This is a genomic window from Pseudomonadota bacterium, from assembly GCA_027620075.1.
In the GTDB taxonomy this organism is placed as follows: domain Bacteria; phylum Pseudomonadota; class Alphaproteobacteria; order Rickettsiales; family UBA6187; genus 1-14-0-20-39-49.
Genome location: JAQCEY010000008.1, coordinates 94,461 through 109,396, shown reverse-complemented (window position 1 = coordinate 109,396; position 14,936 = coordinate 94,461). Strand labels below are relative to the sequence as shown.

At 37.9% G+C, this 14,936-nt stretch carries 18 protein-coding genes; 15 read left to right on the top strand and 3 right to left on the bottom strand.

Annotated elements, in window-relative coordinates; genetic code table 11:
- The first annotated feature begins 434 nt into the window (after nt 1–434).
- From rplU to leuB, 13 genes are all read left to right on the top strand, one after another.
- Entirely contained in the window at nt 435–968 is a 534-nt protein-coding gene (gene rplU / locus O2942_10200) for a 50S ribosomal protein L21 (GenBank protein ID MDA0782621.1), read from the top strand.
- A 4-nt stretch (nt 969–972) separates the two neighbouring features.
- A complete protein-coding gene (gene rpmA / locus O2942_10195; protein ID MDA0782620.1) occupies nt 973–1,233 on the top strand; it encodes a 50S ribosomal protein L27 in 261 nt (86 codons plus the stop codon).
- Between the two features lie 89 nt (nt 1,234–1,322).
- Nucleotides 1,323–2,345 (top strand): GTPase ObgE, encoded by a 1,023-nt coding sequence (gene obgE / locus O2942_10190; protein MDA0782619.1) that lies wholly within the window; start codon nt 1,323–1,325, stop codon nt 2,343–2,345.
- A 103-nt stretch (nt 2,346–2,448) separates the two neighbouring features.
- Nucleotides 2,449–2,913 (top strand): 30S ribosomal protein S16, encoded by a 465-nt coding sequence (gene rpsP, locus O2942_10185; GenBank protein MDA0782618.1) that lies wholly within the window; start codon nt 2,449–2,451, stop codon nt 2,911–2,913.
- 379 nt (nt 2,914–3,292) lie between these two features.
- Nucleotides 3,293–3,808 (top strand): ribosome maturation factor RimM, encoded by a 516-nt coding sequence (gene rimM, locus O2942_10180; protein MDA0782617.1) that lies wholly within the window; start codon nt 3,293–3,295, stop codon nt 3,806–3,808.
- Nucleotides 3,805–4,524: a tRNA (guanosine(37)-N1)-methyltransferase TrmD gene (gene trmD, locus O2942_10175; GenBank protein ID MDA0782616.1), complete on the top strand. Its 720-nt coding sequence runs from the start codon at nt 3,805–3,807 to the stop codon at nt 4,522–4,524. Before rimM ends, trmD begins: the two co-directional genes overlap by 4 nt.
- Complete coding sequence (gene rplS / locus O2942_10170) at nt 4,521–4,988, top strand: 50S ribosomal protein L19 (protein ID MDA0782615.1); 468 nt, start codon at nt 4,521–4,523, stop codon at nt 4,986–4,988. The genes trmD and rplS overlap by 4 nt, the downstream gene beginning before the upstream one ends.
- 276 nt (nt 4,989–5,264) lie before the next feature.
- Nucleotides 5,265–6,704 (top strand): 3-isopropylmalate dehydratase large subunit, encoded by a 1,440-nt coding sequence (gene leuC, locus O2942_10165; protein MDA0782614.1) that lies wholly within the window; start codon nt 5,265–5,267, stop codon nt 6,702–6,704.
- Nucleotide 6,705: 1 nt separating this feature from the next.
- Nucleotides 6,706–7,668 carry an RDD family protein gene (locus tag O2942_10160; GenBank protein MDA0782613.1) on the top strand — a complete coding sequence of 321 codons (963 nt, stop codon included), beginning with the start codon at nt 6,706–6,708 and terminating at the stop codon, nt 7,666–7,668.
- A gap of 5 nt (nt 7,669–7,673) precedes the next feature.
- Nucleotides 7,674–8,576 carry an RDD family protein gene (locus tag O2942_10155; protein ID MDA0782612.1) on the top strand — a complete coding sequence of 301 codons (903 nt, stop codon included), beginning with the start codon at nt 7,674–7,676 and terminating at the stop codon, nt 8,574–8,576.
- 1 nt (nt 8,577) lies between these two features.
- Nucleotides 8,578–9,189: a 3-isopropylmalate dehydratase small subunit gene (leuD, locus tag O2942_10150; GenBank protein MDA0782611.1), complete on the top strand. Its 612-nt coding sequence runs from the start codon at nt 8,578–8,580 to the stop codon at nt 9,187–9,189.
- A gap of 4 nt (nt 9,190–9,193) precedes the next feature.
- Nucleotides 9,194–9,619, top strand: coding sequence for a type II toxin-antitoxin system PemK/MazF family toxin (locus O2942_10145; protein MDA0782610.1), 426 nt, complete (start codon nt 9,194–9,196; stop codon nt 9,617–9,619).
- Between the two features lie 100 nt (nt 9,620–9,719).
- Complete coding sequence (gene leuB, locus O2942_10140; protein ID MDA0782609.1) at nt 9,720–10,826, top strand: 3-isopropylmalate dehydrogenase; 1,107 nt, start codon at nt 9,720–9,722, stop codon at nt 10,824–10,826.
- Here the strand turns inward: leuB and mepA are convergent.
- A complete protein-coding gene (mepA, locus tag O2942_10135; protein MDA0782608.1) occupies nt 10,810–11,727 on the bottom strand; it encodes a penicillin-insensitive murein endopeptidase in 918 nt (305 codons plus the stop codon). The genes leuB and mepA overlap by 17 nt on opposite strands.
- A 150-nt stretch (nt 11,728–11,877) precedes the next feature.
- Here mepA and O2942_10130 point away from each other — a divergent pair, with 150 nt between their 5' ends.
- A complete protein-coding gene (locus tag O2942_10130) occupies nt 11,878–12,126 on the top strand; it encodes a hypothetical protein (GenBank protein ID MDA0782607.1) in 249 nt (82 codons plus the stop codon).
- A 1-nt stretch (nt 12,127) separates the two neighbouring features.
- Here O2942_10130 and O2942_10125 read toward each other — a convergent pair whose 3' ends face one another.
- Nucleotides 12,128–12,673, bottom strand: coding sequence for a hypothetical protein (locus O2942_10125; protein MDA0782606.1), 546 nt, complete (start codon nt 12,671–12,673; stop codon nt 12,128–12,130).
- A 111-nt stretch (nt 12,674–12,784) separates the two neighbouring features.
- A complete protein-coding gene (locus tag O2942_10120) occupies nt 12,785–13,942 on the bottom strand; it encodes a prephenate dehydrogenase/arogenate dehydrogenase family protein (protein MDA0782605.1) in 1,158 nt (385 codons plus the stop codon).
- A 286-nt stretch (nt 13,943–14,228) separates the two neighbouring features.
- Between O2942_10120 and O2942_10115 the strand changes: the two genes are divergently transcribed.
- Complete coding sequence (locus tag O2942_10115) at nt 14,229–14,822, top strand: hypothetical protein (protein MDA0782604.1); 594 nt, start codon at nt 14,229–14,231, stop codon at nt 14,820–14,822.
- The last annotated feature ends 114 nt before the right edge of the window (nt 14,823–14,936 follow it).

Genomic DNA, 14,936 nt, shown 5'->3' with positions numbered 1-14,936 from the left:
TTACTCGTTGAAGCTAATGCTAAACTAAAAAATCCCGTATATAAAATGGTTTTAAAGTGAGAACTCACTTTACTAGAAAGCCCTGAAATCATCAGATTATCTCCTATTTAGTATGTTGCCTTGTTATCCTCGGTGTATTTATTAATATAAAATTAATATCTTCATTTTAATGTGCCGATATTGCACAATTGTTACAAAATGTAACTTTGTTAAAAAGTTAAACTTTTAAGTGGGTTATTAAGTGATATTAGGCATTTTCGATAAATATAAATTTATCCATAGGTGAATTTATTTCAAGATAATGTAAGGATATGTATAAAACCTATATCTTGTATATAGGAAACGCTCGGATATTTGGTTAATATTATGTTGACAAATCGTATGATGTCGCTATATTCCACAATCCGAATTACAGATTTTATAGAGTAAACAAGATGTATGCAGTTATAAAAAGCGGTGGAAAGCAATATAAAGTTGCCGAAAACGAAGTTATAAAAATTGAAAAAATTGATGGTGAAGTTGGTAAGAATGTGAAGTTCGACCAAGTTATAGCTATCGGTTCCGATAAGGGCGTTGAAGTTGGTGAGCCTACTATAAAGGGTGCTGTTGTTAGTGCTGAGGTTCTTGAGCAGAAAAAAGATGATAAAATCATCATTTTCAAGAAGAAACGTCGTCAGAACTACCGCAGAAAGAACGGTCACCGTCAACAAGTGACGGTTGTAAGGATTATGGATGTTAGCGGTAAGGGTGAAGTAAAAAAAGCTCCTGCTAAAAAGGCTGTTATTAAAGAAGAAAAGCCTGCCGTTAAAGCCGATGACAAAAAAGAAGCTCCAAAGAAATCCGAAGCTCCTAAAAAAGAAGCTACGGCATCGAAAAAAACGGCTGAAAAGAGCGAGTCCGCTTCTAAAAAGCCTGCGGCTAAAAAAGATGTAGGAACTCCTAAGAAAGCAACTAAAAAAGAGGACTAGATAAATGGCACATAAAAAAGCAGGCGGTAGCTCCAAGAACGGAAGGGATTCTGCGGGCAGAAGACTTGGTGTTAAAAAATACGGCGGTGAGTTGGTTATTCCGGGAAATATAATCGTACGTCAGCGTGGTACTAAATATTATGCAGGTGATAATGTAGGCATGGGCAAAGACCATACGTTATTTGCAACGGCTGAAGGTAATGTTGTGTTTTTCACATCCGGTAAAAGACAGTTTGTTTCTGTAAATGCCTGTGAAGCTGCATAAATAAAAAAGAATATTATTATATTTAAGCACGTTGCCGTAGTCGGTTGCGTGCTTTTTTATTGCTTTATGTTTACAAACGGTAAAGAAAAATGCAATTCATAGATGAAGCTAAGATTAACATAAAAAGCGGTGCGGGTGGCGATGGTTGCCTGAGCTTCCGCCGTGAGGCTAATCTGCCAAAAGGCGGGCCTGACGGCGGTGATGGCGGGCGTGGCGGTAGCGTTATAGCCGTATGCGTTGAGGGACTCAACACCCTGATAGATTTTAGATATACACAGCATTTTAAAGCAAAAAAAGGAGAAGGTGGCAAGGGGGCAAATTGCCACGGTAAGTCGGCTGATGACCTTGTAATAAAATTACCGCTCGGTACTCAGGTAATTGCCGACGGGACTGATCTTGTGCTGGCGGATATGACTAAGGTAGGGCAAGAAGTGTTGCTTGCCAAGGGCGGAAACGGGGGATTGGGTAACGCAAATTTTAAATCATCGACAAATCAGGCTCCCAGAAAGATTACAAGGGGTAAAGAAGGTGAGGAGTTAAATGTCTGGCTGAAGCTAAAATTAATATCGGATGCCGGTCTGGTCGGGTTACCCAATGCAGGAAAGTCGACATTTTTAAGTGTAGTTTCAAGGGCTAAACCTAAGATAGCCGATTACCCGTTTACTACTTTAAAACCTCAGTTGGGGGTGGTTTATATAGATGAAAAAGAATTTGTTATGGCGGATATTCCGGGGCTGATAGAAGGTGCACATGAAGGGGTTGGGCTTGGCATAAGATTCTTAAAGCATGTTGAGCGATGCGGAGTTATATTGCATCTGATAGACGGAACGCATGAAGATGTTTCGGGGGCTTATGTTACTATTAGGAATGAGCTGGAAAAATACAGCGAAAATCTGGCTAAAAAACATGAGGTTATAGTACTAAATAAAGCCGATGCATTGTCGGAGGAGGAAATCGAAGAAAAGAAGTCCGAATTAGAAAAAGCCGGTGGTAAAAAAGTTATGGTTATATCGGCGATAGCCAAGAAAGGTGTTGATAATGTATTACGGGTGTTGTTAAGTGAAATTGAGGATTTTCGTAAAAAAGAAACCCTAAAAGAGGGTGAATTGTAGTTTTTGCGTAAAAATTGTCATTATTACTTTGACTTATGCCTTAAAATGTATTATTAAGCATGGCTCGGATAAAAAATGGCTGTAAAATTTAAGGAAAACATAAATGGCAACTAAAATTCGTTTAGCTAGAGGCGGTTCAAAAAAGAAACCTTACTACAGAATAGTGGTAGCAGATTCACGTTCGCCACGTGACGGTAGGTTCATTGAGAAGGTCGGTACGTATAACCCGATGCTAGATAAAGATAATCCTGAAAGAATTTCACTAAAAGAAGATAGAGTTAAACACTGGCTTGGTACGGGTGCTACCCCTACGGAGCGTGTTGAGAAATTCCTTGTTGCTGCTAAACTATATAAGCGTAACAAAAAGGCTCAGGAATTGCTTGATGCTAAGGTGAAAAAATCTCAAGAAGAAGTGAAAGCTAAAAAAGCTGCTGAAGCGGCTAAGAAAAAAGAGGAAGAAGCTGCACGCAAGGCAGAGGAAGAGGCTGCAAAAGCTGCTGAAGCAGAGGCTAAAGCTAATGCCGCTTCCGAAGAAGCTGCCGCCGGTGAGGAAAAACCTGCAGAATAGTGGTTTTAAAAAGAGTTTTTATGAGGCGGCACTTAGTAAAGTTGTCGCCTTTTTTAATTTTAAATGGGTTTTGAAATATAGTAATTTTACTATCTATAGTGTTTCTAATTTTTAATAATAATGTCATCCCCCGAATTTTCGTAGAAAATTATAGGGGGATCTGTTTTAATTGACAGAAGATCCCCGAACAAGTCGGGGATGACAATTACCAATAAATTTTGGAAATACTATAATTACGTCATCGCCCGAGTTTCCGTAGGATACTATAGGGCGATATCATGAGATTACCCTATAATTGCCTTTGGCAATTCGGGTAATGACAGAATGACGTGTGTAATTATATACTTAATTTACTATTTCACAAATAACGATAAAAATTATGCAAAATAGATTGATTTGTATTGCTAAAATCACTTCCGCCCATGGAATAAAAGGGGCGGTTAAGATACGCTCATATACCGAAGACCCGTTATCTATAGGCGATTATCCCGTCTTGTATAATAAAGACGGTTCTGCCGAATATGAATTGCAAATACAGTCAAATAACAAGGAAGCGGTTATAGCTTTTATTGATGGCGTTAATGACAGAAATGAAGCCGAGGCTTTAAAAGGTAAGGATTTATACGTATATCGTGATGATTTTGAAGACGTGGGTGAAAATGAGTTTTACTATGAAGATCTTGTCGGTTTGAGGGTGAAGCTGCAAAACGGCACGGAGTATGGGGAAATTATCTCGATTCAAAATTATGGAGCCGGTGATATTGTGGAGATTCGCTTAAAGAAAGACAAAAAGAAGGAGCTTTTTTCTTTTACGAAAGATATATTTCCTAATATCAACATTAAGTCAGGTTCGGTAATTATTGTTCCACCTGACATTGAAAATGTAGAAAAATGACTTGGAAAGTAAAGCTGTTTACGATTTTTCCTGAAATGTTCCCCGGTTCATTGGGCTTTTCTCTTGCCGGTAAGGCAAGGGAAGGCGGGATTTGGGACTATGAAGCGATAAATATTAGGGATTATGCGACAGATGCCCATAAATCGGTAGATGATACTCCGGCAGGAGGCGGTGCGGGTATGGTTATGCGTGCCGATGTATTGGGGGCGGCTATTGAAGCTAATACCGACAAGAATACTAAAATTATATATATGTCCCCTCGTGGAAATTTACTTACGCAAAAAAAAATATATGAGCTTGCAAATTGTAATGATTTGGCTATAATATGTGGTCGTTTTGAAGGAATTGATGAACGAATTATAGAGGAATATGGCGTTGAGGAGGTAAGTATAGGTGACTATATCTTGTCGGGAGGCGAGGTTGCCGCTACCGTCCTTATGGACGGTTGTATCAGGCTCATAGATGGTGTAATAGGCAATAAAAGCACCTTAAATGAAGAAAGTTTCGGTGAAAATGAAGATTATGCTGGACTTTTGGAATATCCTCTATATACAAGACCAGTTGAATGGAAAGGTAAGAAAATACCTGATATCCTTTCATCGGGTCATCATAAAAATATTGACCGTTGGAGACTTGAAAAAGCAGAAGAAATTACTGAAAGTCGACGACCTGATTTGTGGAATAAATATTGTTTAGTTAAGAGGCAACAAAAATGACTAACTTAGTACAGAAGTTTGAAGAAAAACAAATTGCAGAACTCCTTGGCGATAGGGAAATCCCTAACTTCCAAGCCGGTGATACATTACGTGTTAAAGTCCGTATCGTTGAGGGAAAAACCGAGCGTCTTCAGGCTTTTGAAGGGCTTTGCATAGCCAGAAAGAATAATGGAATCAATTCTTCATTTACCGTGCGTAAAATAAGCCACGGTGAAGGTGTTGAGCGTGTATTCCCGCTATATTCTCCAAGAGTTGAGGATATTGAAGTTGTTCGTAAAGGCGTTGTACGTCGTGCTAAACTATACTATATGCGTGAGCTTACAGGTAAGGCAGCACGTATTAAAGAGAAGCGTGATTATACCACTAAAGAAGAAAGAAAAGAGGCTAAAAAAGCTGAAGCTGCGAAAAAAGAAGCTCCTAAGGCTGAGGCTAAAGAGGTTAAAAAAGATAAAGAGAGCAAGTAATATCTTTTTTAAGTTTAGGAATTGTAAAAAAAGGGGGCTGCTAAAGTCTCCTTTTTTATTTGTATTGTTATTGCTTTTAGGGCAGATTTTATATATAAAACACTGCACTATAGTAGCGTTGCTTTTCAAGAGTTAGAATTGTCATCCCCGACTTGTTAGGGGATCTGAATAAGTTGAAATGAGATCCCCCTATAATTTTCTGCGAAAATTCGGGGGATGACAGTATTGTTCAAAAGTGTAAACACTATAATATTAATCAGTAAGCGGGAAATAAAAATGGCTAAAACTTTATATGATAAAATAGTTCGGAATCATTTGGTAGATGAGCAAAGTGACGGCACTTGTCTGTTATATATAGACCATCAGTTGATTCATGAAGTTACCAGCCCGCAGGCTTTTGAGGGTTTGCGTATAGCGGGGCGTAAAGTTCGCCGTCCTGAGGCACATTTAGCCGTTGCCGATCATAACGTGCCGACTACATCGGATCGTTTGCAGGGTATAAAAGATGAAACCTCCCGTATTCAGGTTCAGACCTTAGAAGACAACTGTAAAGAGTTCGGCATACAATATTTCCCGATGAGCGATATGCGTCAGGGAGTGGTGCATATCGTGGGACCGGAAGAAGGTTTTACACAGCCCGGTATGACCATTGTTTGCGGTGACAGCCACACATCAACTCACGGTGCTTTCGGAGCGTTGGCTTTTGGAATCGGGACAAGTGAAGTTGAGCATGTTTTGGCAACCCAGACATTGATACAAAAACGTGCTAAAAATATGCGTATTACCGTAAATGGCGATTTGCCAAAAGGTGTAACCGCAAAGGATGTTGTTCTTGCCATAATAGGTAAGATAGGAACGGCAGGCGGTACGGGATTTGTTATTGAGTATGCAGGAAAAGCTATACGTGACCTTTCTATTGAGGGGCGTATGACCGTTTGTAATATGTCGATTGAAGCCGGTGCAAGAGCAGGTTTGATAGCACCTGATGAGAAGACTTTCGAGTATTTAAAGGGTCGTCCGATGTGTCCGCAGGGTGCTGACTGGGATAAGGCGGTTGAGCAATGGAGGCAGTTAAAGTCTGATGAAAATGCGGTTTTCGATGAGGAGATTACATTGGACGCTTCTGCATTGGTTCCGCAGGTTACGTGGGGGACTAGCCCTGAAGATGTGCTTCCTATAACGGGATTCGTACCTTCTCCTGATGATGCTGAAAATGAAGAAAGGGCAAATGCTATTCAACGTGCGTTGGATTATATGGGACTTAAAGCCGGAACTCCGTTAAACGAAATTCAGGTTGATAAAATATTTATCGGTTCTTGTACTAACGGAAGGATAGAGGATTTTCGTGCCGCTGCCAAAATAGCCAAAGGGCGTAAGATTGCCGATAATATAAAGTTGGCTATGGTAGTTCCCGGTTCGGGACTGGTTAAAAAACAAGCTGAAGAAGAAGGTTTGGATAAAATTTTTCTTGAGGCAGGTTTTGAATGGCGTGAGGCAGGCTGTTCTATGTGTTTGGCGATGAACGCCGATAAATTAGAAGAAGGCGAACGTTGTGCTTCCACCTCTAACCGTAACTTTGAAGGAAGACAGGGAAGGGGAGGGCGTACCCACCTTGTTAGCCCTGCAATGGCTGTCGCTGCCGCTGTTACGGGTAAATTAACCGATGTAAGGGAGCTTCAGGAACTGGGTTCGGATTGTGAAAAGGCTTTTGGATAATATGTCTGAAAATAAAGTGCAATATGCAGGTTTTTGGAGGCGTGCGTTAGCAGGTCTAATAGATTTTGCAATATTAAACGTAGTTGCGTATTTTTTAGCTGCTATAATTTCCTATATATTATATTATTCGTTTACTGGTAAAGGTTATTGTTGTTTTGAACAATATAATTTTGATAAAAATTACGATATTTTTTATCATCATAAAGATGTATTTTTAACACAGCTGTTTTTATATACTATTATTCTTTCGGTTGTTTGTGCTGTTTTTTTGGTAACTAAATGGCAAGCAACGCCCGGTAAGCGTCTTATGAAAATATACGTAGTTCATATGTCGGGTAATAAGATATCCTTTGTTAGAGCTATTTTAAGAACCTCTCTTCCATTATTGATAATTTGTATATTTGCTTCTGTGTTTTTTATGCTTCTTATAAAAATGAACTATCAATCAAGTCATATGGAAGATGTTGAGTTGGAAACTGTAGAGGCTTTGTTGCCAAACACATATAAGAAGTTTGGAAGTTCGGAGTCGTTTGCTTTTAAAGTGACGCTGATAATGTTAAAATTAAACGATTTTTATTTAGATGAAGGAAAGAAATATGGAAGTGATGATGATGCAATTATAGTAAAATCATTTGAAAGAAAAAATGTTAATATTGAGGAGTTAGTAAACAATATAACTAGAGGGGGAGGTGCATTTATAACTGAAGATGACACTGAACTAATTAGATTGTCATTAAATGAATTTTTAAGCTTTGGTAAAGAAAAGCAACTTGAAACTCAAAAGAAAATATTCAACGTTATGCGTGCTGAATATCTACATAAAACAAATATGTTATTCTTTATTAACTTATTAGTGTTTTTTATTTGTTTATTTACATGGTACATAGTTATAGTTTTCACAAAAGAAAAAACAGCTATGCATGATATAATTGCAAATACAAGAGTAATAAAAGGCAGGGCTTAAATTATATGGATACGGTAAGCAATAAAGTAGAGTATGCCGGATTTTGGATAAGGGTCGGTGCTTATCTATTGGATTTGCTTATATTTATGATTCCTTTGTCGGTTCTGAATTATATAATGATAATTATTTTTTCAGCGGTTACAGGTTTAGAGTTGGGGTCTTATGAAGCTGAAAATTATCATGCCCATATAACGCAGAAAGATGCAATGATGCACTCGGCACTGCAAATTATTAACTGTATTATAATGGTGTTTGTATGTAAGATGTTCCTTACATCAAAATGGCAGGCTACTCCCGGTAAGCGTTTTATGAATATCTATGTGGTGGGTATATCGGGGGAAAAAATTTCACCTAAAACGGCTATATTAAGAACCGCTCTTCCCCTTTTTGTTTCCGTACTTTTTATATTATCAATGAATTTTAGAACGGCAGGTATTGAAAAGAATTTACCGACTCCCGACAATAATTTTGTTGAGGACATAAAAGATATTATGCCGTCTACATATGATTATTTTACGCAGTCAAACTTAGATGAGTTGGGTGTTTGGAGGAATTTGGTATTTGTAGTAAATTTATCTCCCGATATTATTAGCGGCAAGGTAGAAATAAAAGACGCTGTTGCAAATTTAAAATTTTATGAGGGTGTGTATAGTGAAGAAGACATTGCGATAATAGAAATAATGTTGGAAGAATATATAAAATTGAGCCATGAAGATAGAGCGGCAATTCAGCAACATGTAGGGACTATCGGTGCTGAAACCATTGCAGATATTTTAAAGATACTTGTGGTATCATTATTATTTTTTATAGTGTTTTTTATTTGGTATATAATGGCAGCATTTACAAAAGAAAAAACAGCATTTCATGATATAGTAGCAAAAACCAGAGTAATAAAAGGAAGACCTTAATATGGAAAAATTTACAAAAATAACCGCGGTGGCAGCACCGCTTCCTATACGTAACGTTGATACGGATATGATAATACCTAAGCAGTTTTTAAAAACCGTGAAGCGTACGGGGCTTGGTGCAAATTTGTTTGACGAGATGCGTTTTACTAAGGAAGGCAGGGAAATTGATAGCTTTGTCCTAAACCAACCTGCTTATAGAAAAGCCGGAATATTAGTGTCGCTGGATAATTTCGGTTGCGGTTCTTCACGTGAGCATGCTCCTTGGGCATTACTGGATTTCGGTATCAGGGTTATCATCGCCCCTAGCTTTGCTGATATATTTTATAATAACTGTTTTAAAAACGGAATATTGCCTATAAAACTTCCCAAGTCCGATGTAGATAAGGTTATGGACGATGCAAAAAGAGGTGCTAATGCAACTGTGAGCGTAGACTTGGAATCGCAGGAAATAACCGGACCCGATGGCGGTGTGATTAAATTTGAAGTAGATCCTTTCCGTAAAAAATGCCTGCTAGAAGGCTTAGATGATATCGGTCTTACTTTGGAAAAGGGGGACAAAATATCTGCATTTGAAAGTAAAAACAAAGTTGAGCAGAATTGGTTGTATAGCTAGATAAATGCATAAAGATTTTGATATATGGAATCAAACTAAAAAAGAAATTCAGCAAGATGCAAGGCGACCTTTATTTAAGGAGAGGGACGTATGGTGGTGTCGTTTGGGCGTTAATGTCGGAGATGAAGAAGACGGCAAGGGAGAGTTTTTTAACCGTCCGGTTCTTGTTTTGAAGAAATTTAACAAACGGGTTTTTATTGCAGTACCACTTAGTAGTAAAATAAAGGAAGATAGTCACTTCTATTTTAAGTTTACATTTCAGCATAAAGAACAGTCTGTTATATTGCCTCAAATTAAATTAACGGACTCAAAAAGATTGTCTGACAAAATGGGAAGTATAAGTAAAAAGGAGTTTGAAATTATAAAAGGGAAAGTAAAGAGTCTTATATTCCGATTTACTCAGCCCCCTTTCAGGGGCTGCGGTGGCTAGTGCCAATTTATGTTTTAATTATAGCAGATTGTAATATATTGTGCAATACAAATTGCGGTAATTGTGGTAAAAACGCAAAAAACCTAAAAAAGGAAAAACAATGACTAAAAAAATACTAATATTACCGGGTGATGGAATCGGTACGGAAGTAACTGCTGAAGCTGTCCGTATTATTAAATGGTTAAATGAAAACAAAAACACAGATTTTGAAATAGGCTATGCTCTAATAGGTGGTGCTGCCTATGATGAAACCGGTTCGCCTTTGCCGCAGGAAACTCTTGATAAGGCAAAAGCTTCCGATGCAATATTAATGGGAGCCGTAGGAGGACCTAAGTGGGAACCTCTGGATATTTCCGTGCGTCCTGAAAAAGGGTTGCTAGGTATCCGTAAGGAGCTGGGATTGTTTGCTAATCTTCGCCCGGCTATAGTGTTTGACGAGTTGGCGGAAGCTTCAACTTTGAAAAAGGAAGTTGTGTCCGGATTGGATATTATGATAGTGCGTGAGCTTACGGGCGGTATATATTTTGGTCAGCCGCGTGGCGTTGAGGATTTAGGCAACGGGCAGAAAAAAGGTTTTAATACGCTTGTTTATACCACTGAGGAAATCCAAAGAATCGCCAGAGTAGCATTTGAATTGGCTAAGAAGCGTAACGGGCGGGTTTGCTCTGTTGATAAGGCGAATGTATTGGAGGCTACGGAATTTTGGCGACAAGAAGTGCATAAAATACATGAGGTCGAATATCCTGAATTGGAGCTTTCCGACATGTACGTAGATAATGCGGCTATGCAGCTTGTGCGTAACCCTAAGCAGTTTGATGTTATGGTAACTACTAATATGTTCGGTGATATTTTATCCGACTGTGCCGCTATGCTTACAGGTTCACTGGGCATGTTGCCTTCCGCATCTTTGGGCAAGCCCGGAACTCCGGGGTTATATGAGCCTGTGCATGGCTCTGCACCTGATATTGCAGGGCAGAATAAAGCAAATCCTATTGCTACTATCCTTAGCCTTTCGATGTTGCTGCGTTATAGTTTTGATATGGCAGCGGAGGCTGATTTAGTTGAAAATGCAATTAAGAAAGTGCTAGCCGACGGTTATCGCACGGGCGATATAATGCAGGAAGGTGCAAAACAAGTGGGTACATCACAAATGGGTGACGCTATAATTTCCGCTCTTGAGCATGTTGCCGCTAAGGTTGCAGCTTAATTGTTCCGATAGGTTTCCATACCCAAACCTTTTCACATTGTTCGGGGAGGTTCGGGTATTGCCTTTTTGTGGATTTGTTGCTTTTTGCCATGTTTTGAGCTTCTGTTGAAAACCACCATTCCAGTGGTTCTGCACAACTATTTTCCTCAGGCACGGGGTCTTGCTTATTGCATGTAGAATCATTTTTCGGGCATTTTAGCCTTAGATGGAAGTGTTTGTCATGTCCCCACCAAGGGCGTAGTTTATGAATCCACGGCTCACTGCCGAACTTCTCGCACATTGCTTTTTTGACAACTGGGTTTACAAGTATCCTTTCAACGTCATCATTCTTTGCGGCATATTCAAGCATTTTTATTTGTGAATCTCCCCAGTATTTATTGTTTAACTTATTTTTAAATAAAGATAATACCGTATGAGGGTAAATATCGTCCTCTTCTATTTTTTCTTTGCTTAAATTTCTGTACCATATATCCACATCAAGACCGTTTTGGTGGCTTCTGTGGGCTGATGTGTCCAGTGGTGCAGGGCCTCCGCGTGCCTGACTCAAATCTCCTATAAGAAGGGTTGCGTTATATTTGTCATTCATTTGTTTGGCTAAGTCTTCTATAACCTGTATGAGGTCGGGGTGTCCGTATAAACGGTTATTTGCGGCATTGGCGGCAATATAACCCGTTCCGAACTCAGGCAGCCTTAAAGCTCCGTCGATACAGCCGTTTGTATAGCCGCCATATACTTTCGGTTCTTTTGAGGTGGGAATTTTGGCTTTTTCCCAGTGATATTGTTTTGTTGTTTCTCCGTGACCATGCGAATTATATTCATTGGCAGTATTTTGCTCATCGTTAATCCCGCATGATAAGGTTGTTAGTGCTATTGACAGTAATAACAAATATTTAAAAGGCATACATTAACCTAATATGTTGAAAGTTGATATTTTTAATAATATAATAAGTATTGGGTTTGTATATTTAGAGATTAAACAAATGTACAATAATTAACCAATGTAGAACCAAAAATTGAATAAATCAATTTTCTAATGAAAGGAGATTTAAAAATGGTTGCATCAATTACACCGCCGCCTATTCATAATAAGGTTGAGAAAACTTACGTTTCCTCAAAAGACCCTCACCATGAAATCAATAAAGATAAAAAAGATAAAGACCGGCATAGTAAAAATAACGAGCCGGAAGATATCGTGGATATATCATCTGAAGATGAAGGTTCGGAAGATAACAAAAAATTTGCTCAAAAAAACAGATATCCGGATAATCCGATGCAGGGGCATATTGATATAGATGTCTGATTTAACTTCGTGATATTTCTTCTTGCTGTTCCTTTTGTAATTTATCGACTATTACTTTTATAACTGCCCCGTGGACTCTTTCAGCTACATCTCCGGTCGGGCTGTATTTATCAACTCTGCCCGTATCGGAGTTGTATTTATGCGTATATCCGGCTACGTCCCTGCTTGCACCGCCAAAATTTTCATCAAGATATTTAGTAACAGGATTTTCTTCCGCACCTTGTTTGAAAAATGCCTTATATTCGCCTCGCTCATGGTATGGCATACGAACGCCCGATGCGTTCTTAGCTTGCACAACCATGTCACTAAAGGCATGAGAAGGATTTGCCGCAATTTTTTGTACGGCATTACCCGTACCGGTTAAAGTGCTTGACGCAACTTTCGTTACCGTACTAAACCCTCTTGCTACATATTCTAAATTGCTGATTTTACCTTCATCAGGATTTATAGATATAAATTCCTCTGAAGTGCTATGTAAAGATTCTTCGGTTATTTGGTTAGCCGTGCTTTTATCAGCATTACTGTTATTTTTTGTACCTTTACTCATATTTTTATTCCGGTTTAAAATGTTTTTCATCATTATTTGTACTTAAAATTATATGAGTATCAATATAAAAATATTAATTAGTTGTTAATAATTGTATTTTTTATAATTTATCTATTTTATTTCAGATAAATAGGAGTAAATGTTTTTTTTATCGGAGCTTTTTATATAGTTTAGAAGTTTTTCATATTCACATAATAATTGATTGTATTTATCGTTATATTCGTCAATTTGAGTGCGTATAGTTTGTTTTATTGCCTCATTCGGGTTAAGTATAACTTGCGTCATTCCTAAAAAGCCACCGCCAACCTTCGGGTTTCCTTCTACTGATTCTATTAGCAGGCATGATATTAATAACGGGATAATCCCTGTTGAAATATCGTTTTTGTTAAGCTCTTTTGTAAAGTGTCCTTTTTTCTGAAACTTTGCTCTTATGTTTGCAGCGTTTTTTATTCTTTCATATAACACTGTGATTTCATCGTTATTTTTAATAATATTTGAAGGGGTAAGAAGGTATTTTTCAGTATTTTTAATTATAGGTTCTTTGTTATATAAAAATATATCCGTCCACATTTGCGGGTTAGAAAATGCCAGCCTTACAAAAGCTGCGAACTCGTCCCCTTGGTTTTCAACTAACTTTGCAAGTGGCATGTGCTGATTTTTCATCATGAATCTAGCATAGCAAAAAGCGGCTAAGTGGGGTATATGTGATGATTTTGCGTATATTTCGTCGTGTTCTTCGGGTGGTATTATTTCGATATTACTGCCGAGGGTCTGCCAGAACCGATCAACTTTTGTGATTGAGGATGAAGAGCTTTTTTCTGCCGGACTTATTATGAATTCTTTATTTAAGAAAAGGTCTGCATTACCTGCAAGTAAACCGGATTTTTCAGAACCTGCAATGGGGTGGGCGGGAACAAAATTTTCAGGGTATTTTAATTTAGGTAAAATAATGTCTATCACTGATTTTTTTACAGAGCCTACATCTGTGATTATCGTATTTTTATCAAGTTTGGGAGCTATTTCATTTATAATTGCTTCATAAGTGCTAATAGGGGTACAGATTATAACCATCTGACTATCTTTTACGGAATCGGTAAGGTTGTTATATCCGCTGTCAATAATGCCCAATTCAAGTGCTTTGTTTATGGATTCTTGGTTTAGGTCAAATGCAGTAACGGTTTTTGCGGCATGGTATTTTTTTGCAGCCTGTGCTATGGAACTGCCGATAAGTCCTAATCCGATGATGGTTATATTATTAAATAACGGCATATTTATTTTATATCCATAATGTATTTAAAGAGGTTAGTTTAGTAGCTTTTATAGTATTTCTAAACTAAAAAGATTAATAATCATATTATTTGATTAGACTAATGCCTGTCGTTCGTTGGCTTTCGCACAAAATTACAACAACAAAAACATCGGTTGATAAGACTTCTTTTATCTGCGAGTCGATAAACTTTTATAGTAATGACAAATCAGTAAATTGCTCTTTTTCTTGAAAGATGAAATAAATAAAACTAACCTAGCAGACATTGTTTAATCGGTGGGTATAAAAATGAGCAGGATATTAATAGTATTGTTTTTTTCTGTTTTGGTTTCATTCAATGCCATTGCACAGCAGGATTACAGGAGCGATATCAATGATTTCGTAGTAAACGAAATGAAGTTGTGGCTGAAAAATGATATTGTTATCAAAGCATTAAAAAAGCAAAATGAAAAGAATGAGCTTTTGTCCCAGACGGATAAGAAGATATTAAATGATACGTGGATGGGGGAACGCAGGAAGAATAAAAGACCTCTTACGGATAGGGTTCTGGAAAATGACCTTTCAAATTTCCTGAAAATTAAGCAAAAGGAATCACAGGGATTATTCACTGAAATAATCATAATAGATGCCTATGGTATAAATGCCGGACAAAGTATGATTAGTGACGATTATTGGCAAGGTAATAACGAGAAATGGACCAAAACTCTCGGCTCAAGGTCTTACGGAACGTATATAAGCGACCTTGCGTTTGATTATAATACGGAGTTTTTTCAGGTAGAGGTTGCGTTTATTGCAACACTCAATGATGAGCCTATAGGGGTTGTGTATGCCGGTATTGATGTTGAACAACTAGAGAGCTGGAAGAAGAGGTTGTTGGAGTAAAAATTGTTTTATAATTTCGTGTTCAAGACTGCTTGCATAAATGATTTTTTGCTGATAATGTCCAGAATAATTTTTAGTATTAATATAGTATAAAGTTTGGTAAATATGACAGAA

Bases quoted from the DNA above. Each gene is read 5' to 3' on its own strand.
- rplU (MDA0782621.1), top strand. From the start codon at position 435: ATGTATGCAGTTATAAAAAGCGGTGGAAAGCAATATAAAGTTGCCGAA.
- rpmA (MDA0782620.1), top strand. From the start codon at position 973: ATGGCACATAAAAAAGCAGGCGGTAGCTCCAAGAACGGAAGGGATTCT.
- obgE (MDA0782619.1), top strand. From the start codon at position 1,323: ATGCAATTCATAGATGAAGCTAAGATTAACATAAAAAGCGGTGCGGGT.
- rpsP (MDA0782618.1), top strand. From the start codon at position 2,449: ATGGCAACTAAAATTCGTTTAGCTAGAGGCGGTTCAAAAAAGAAACCT.
- rimM (MDA0782617.1), top strand. From the start codon at position 3,293: ATGCAAAATAGATTGATTTGTATTGCTAAAATCACTTCCGCCCATGGA.
- trmD (MDA0782616.1), top strand. From the start codon at position 3,805: ATGACTTGGAAAGTAAAGCTGTTTACGATTTTTCCTGAAATGTTCCCC.
- rplS (MDA0782615.1), top strand. From the start codon at position 4,521: ATGACTAACTTAGTACAGAAGTTTGAAGAAAAACAAATTGCAGAACTC.
- leuC (MDA0782614.1), top strand. From the start codon at position 5,265: ATGGCTAAAACTTTATATGATAAAATAGTTCGGAATCATTTGGTAGAT.
- O2942_10160 (MDA0782613.1), top strand. From the start codon at position 6,706: ATGTCTGAAAATAAAGTGCAATATGCAGGTTTTTGGAGGCGTGCGTTA.
- O2942_10155 (MDA0782612.1), top strand. From the start codon at position 7,674: ATGGATACGGTAAGCAATAAAGTAGAGTATGCCGGATTTTGGATAAGG.
- leuD (MDA0782611.1), top strand. From the start codon at position 8,578: ATGGAAAAATTTACAAAAATAACCGCGGTGGCAGCACCGCTTCCTATA.
- O2942_10145 (MDA0782610.1), top strand. From the start codon at position 9,194: ATGCATAAAGATTTTGATATATGGAATCAAACTAAAAAAGAAATTCAG.
- leuB (MDA0782609.1), top strand. From the start codon at position 9,720: ATGACTAAAAAAATACTAATATTACCGGGTGATGGAATCGGTACGGAA.
- mepA (MDA0782608.1), bottom strand. From the start codon at position 11,727: ATGCCTTTTAAATATTTGTTATTACTGTCAATAGCACTAACAACCTTA.
- O2942_10130 (MDA0782607.1), top strand. From the start codon at position 11,878: ATGGTTGCATCAATTACACCGCCGCCTATTCATAATAAGGTTGAGAAA.
- O2942_10125 (MDA0782606.1), bottom strand. From the start codon at position 12,673: ATGAGTAAAGGTACAAAAAATAACAGTAATGCTGATAAAAGCACGGCT.
- O2942_10120 (MDA0782605.1), bottom strand. From the start codon at position 13,942: ATGCCGTTATTTAATAATATAACCATCATCGGATTAGGACTTATCGGC.
- O2942_10115 (MDA0782604.1), top strand. From the start codon at position 14,229: ATGAGCAGGATATTAATAGTATTGTTTTTTTCTGTTTTGGTTTCATTC.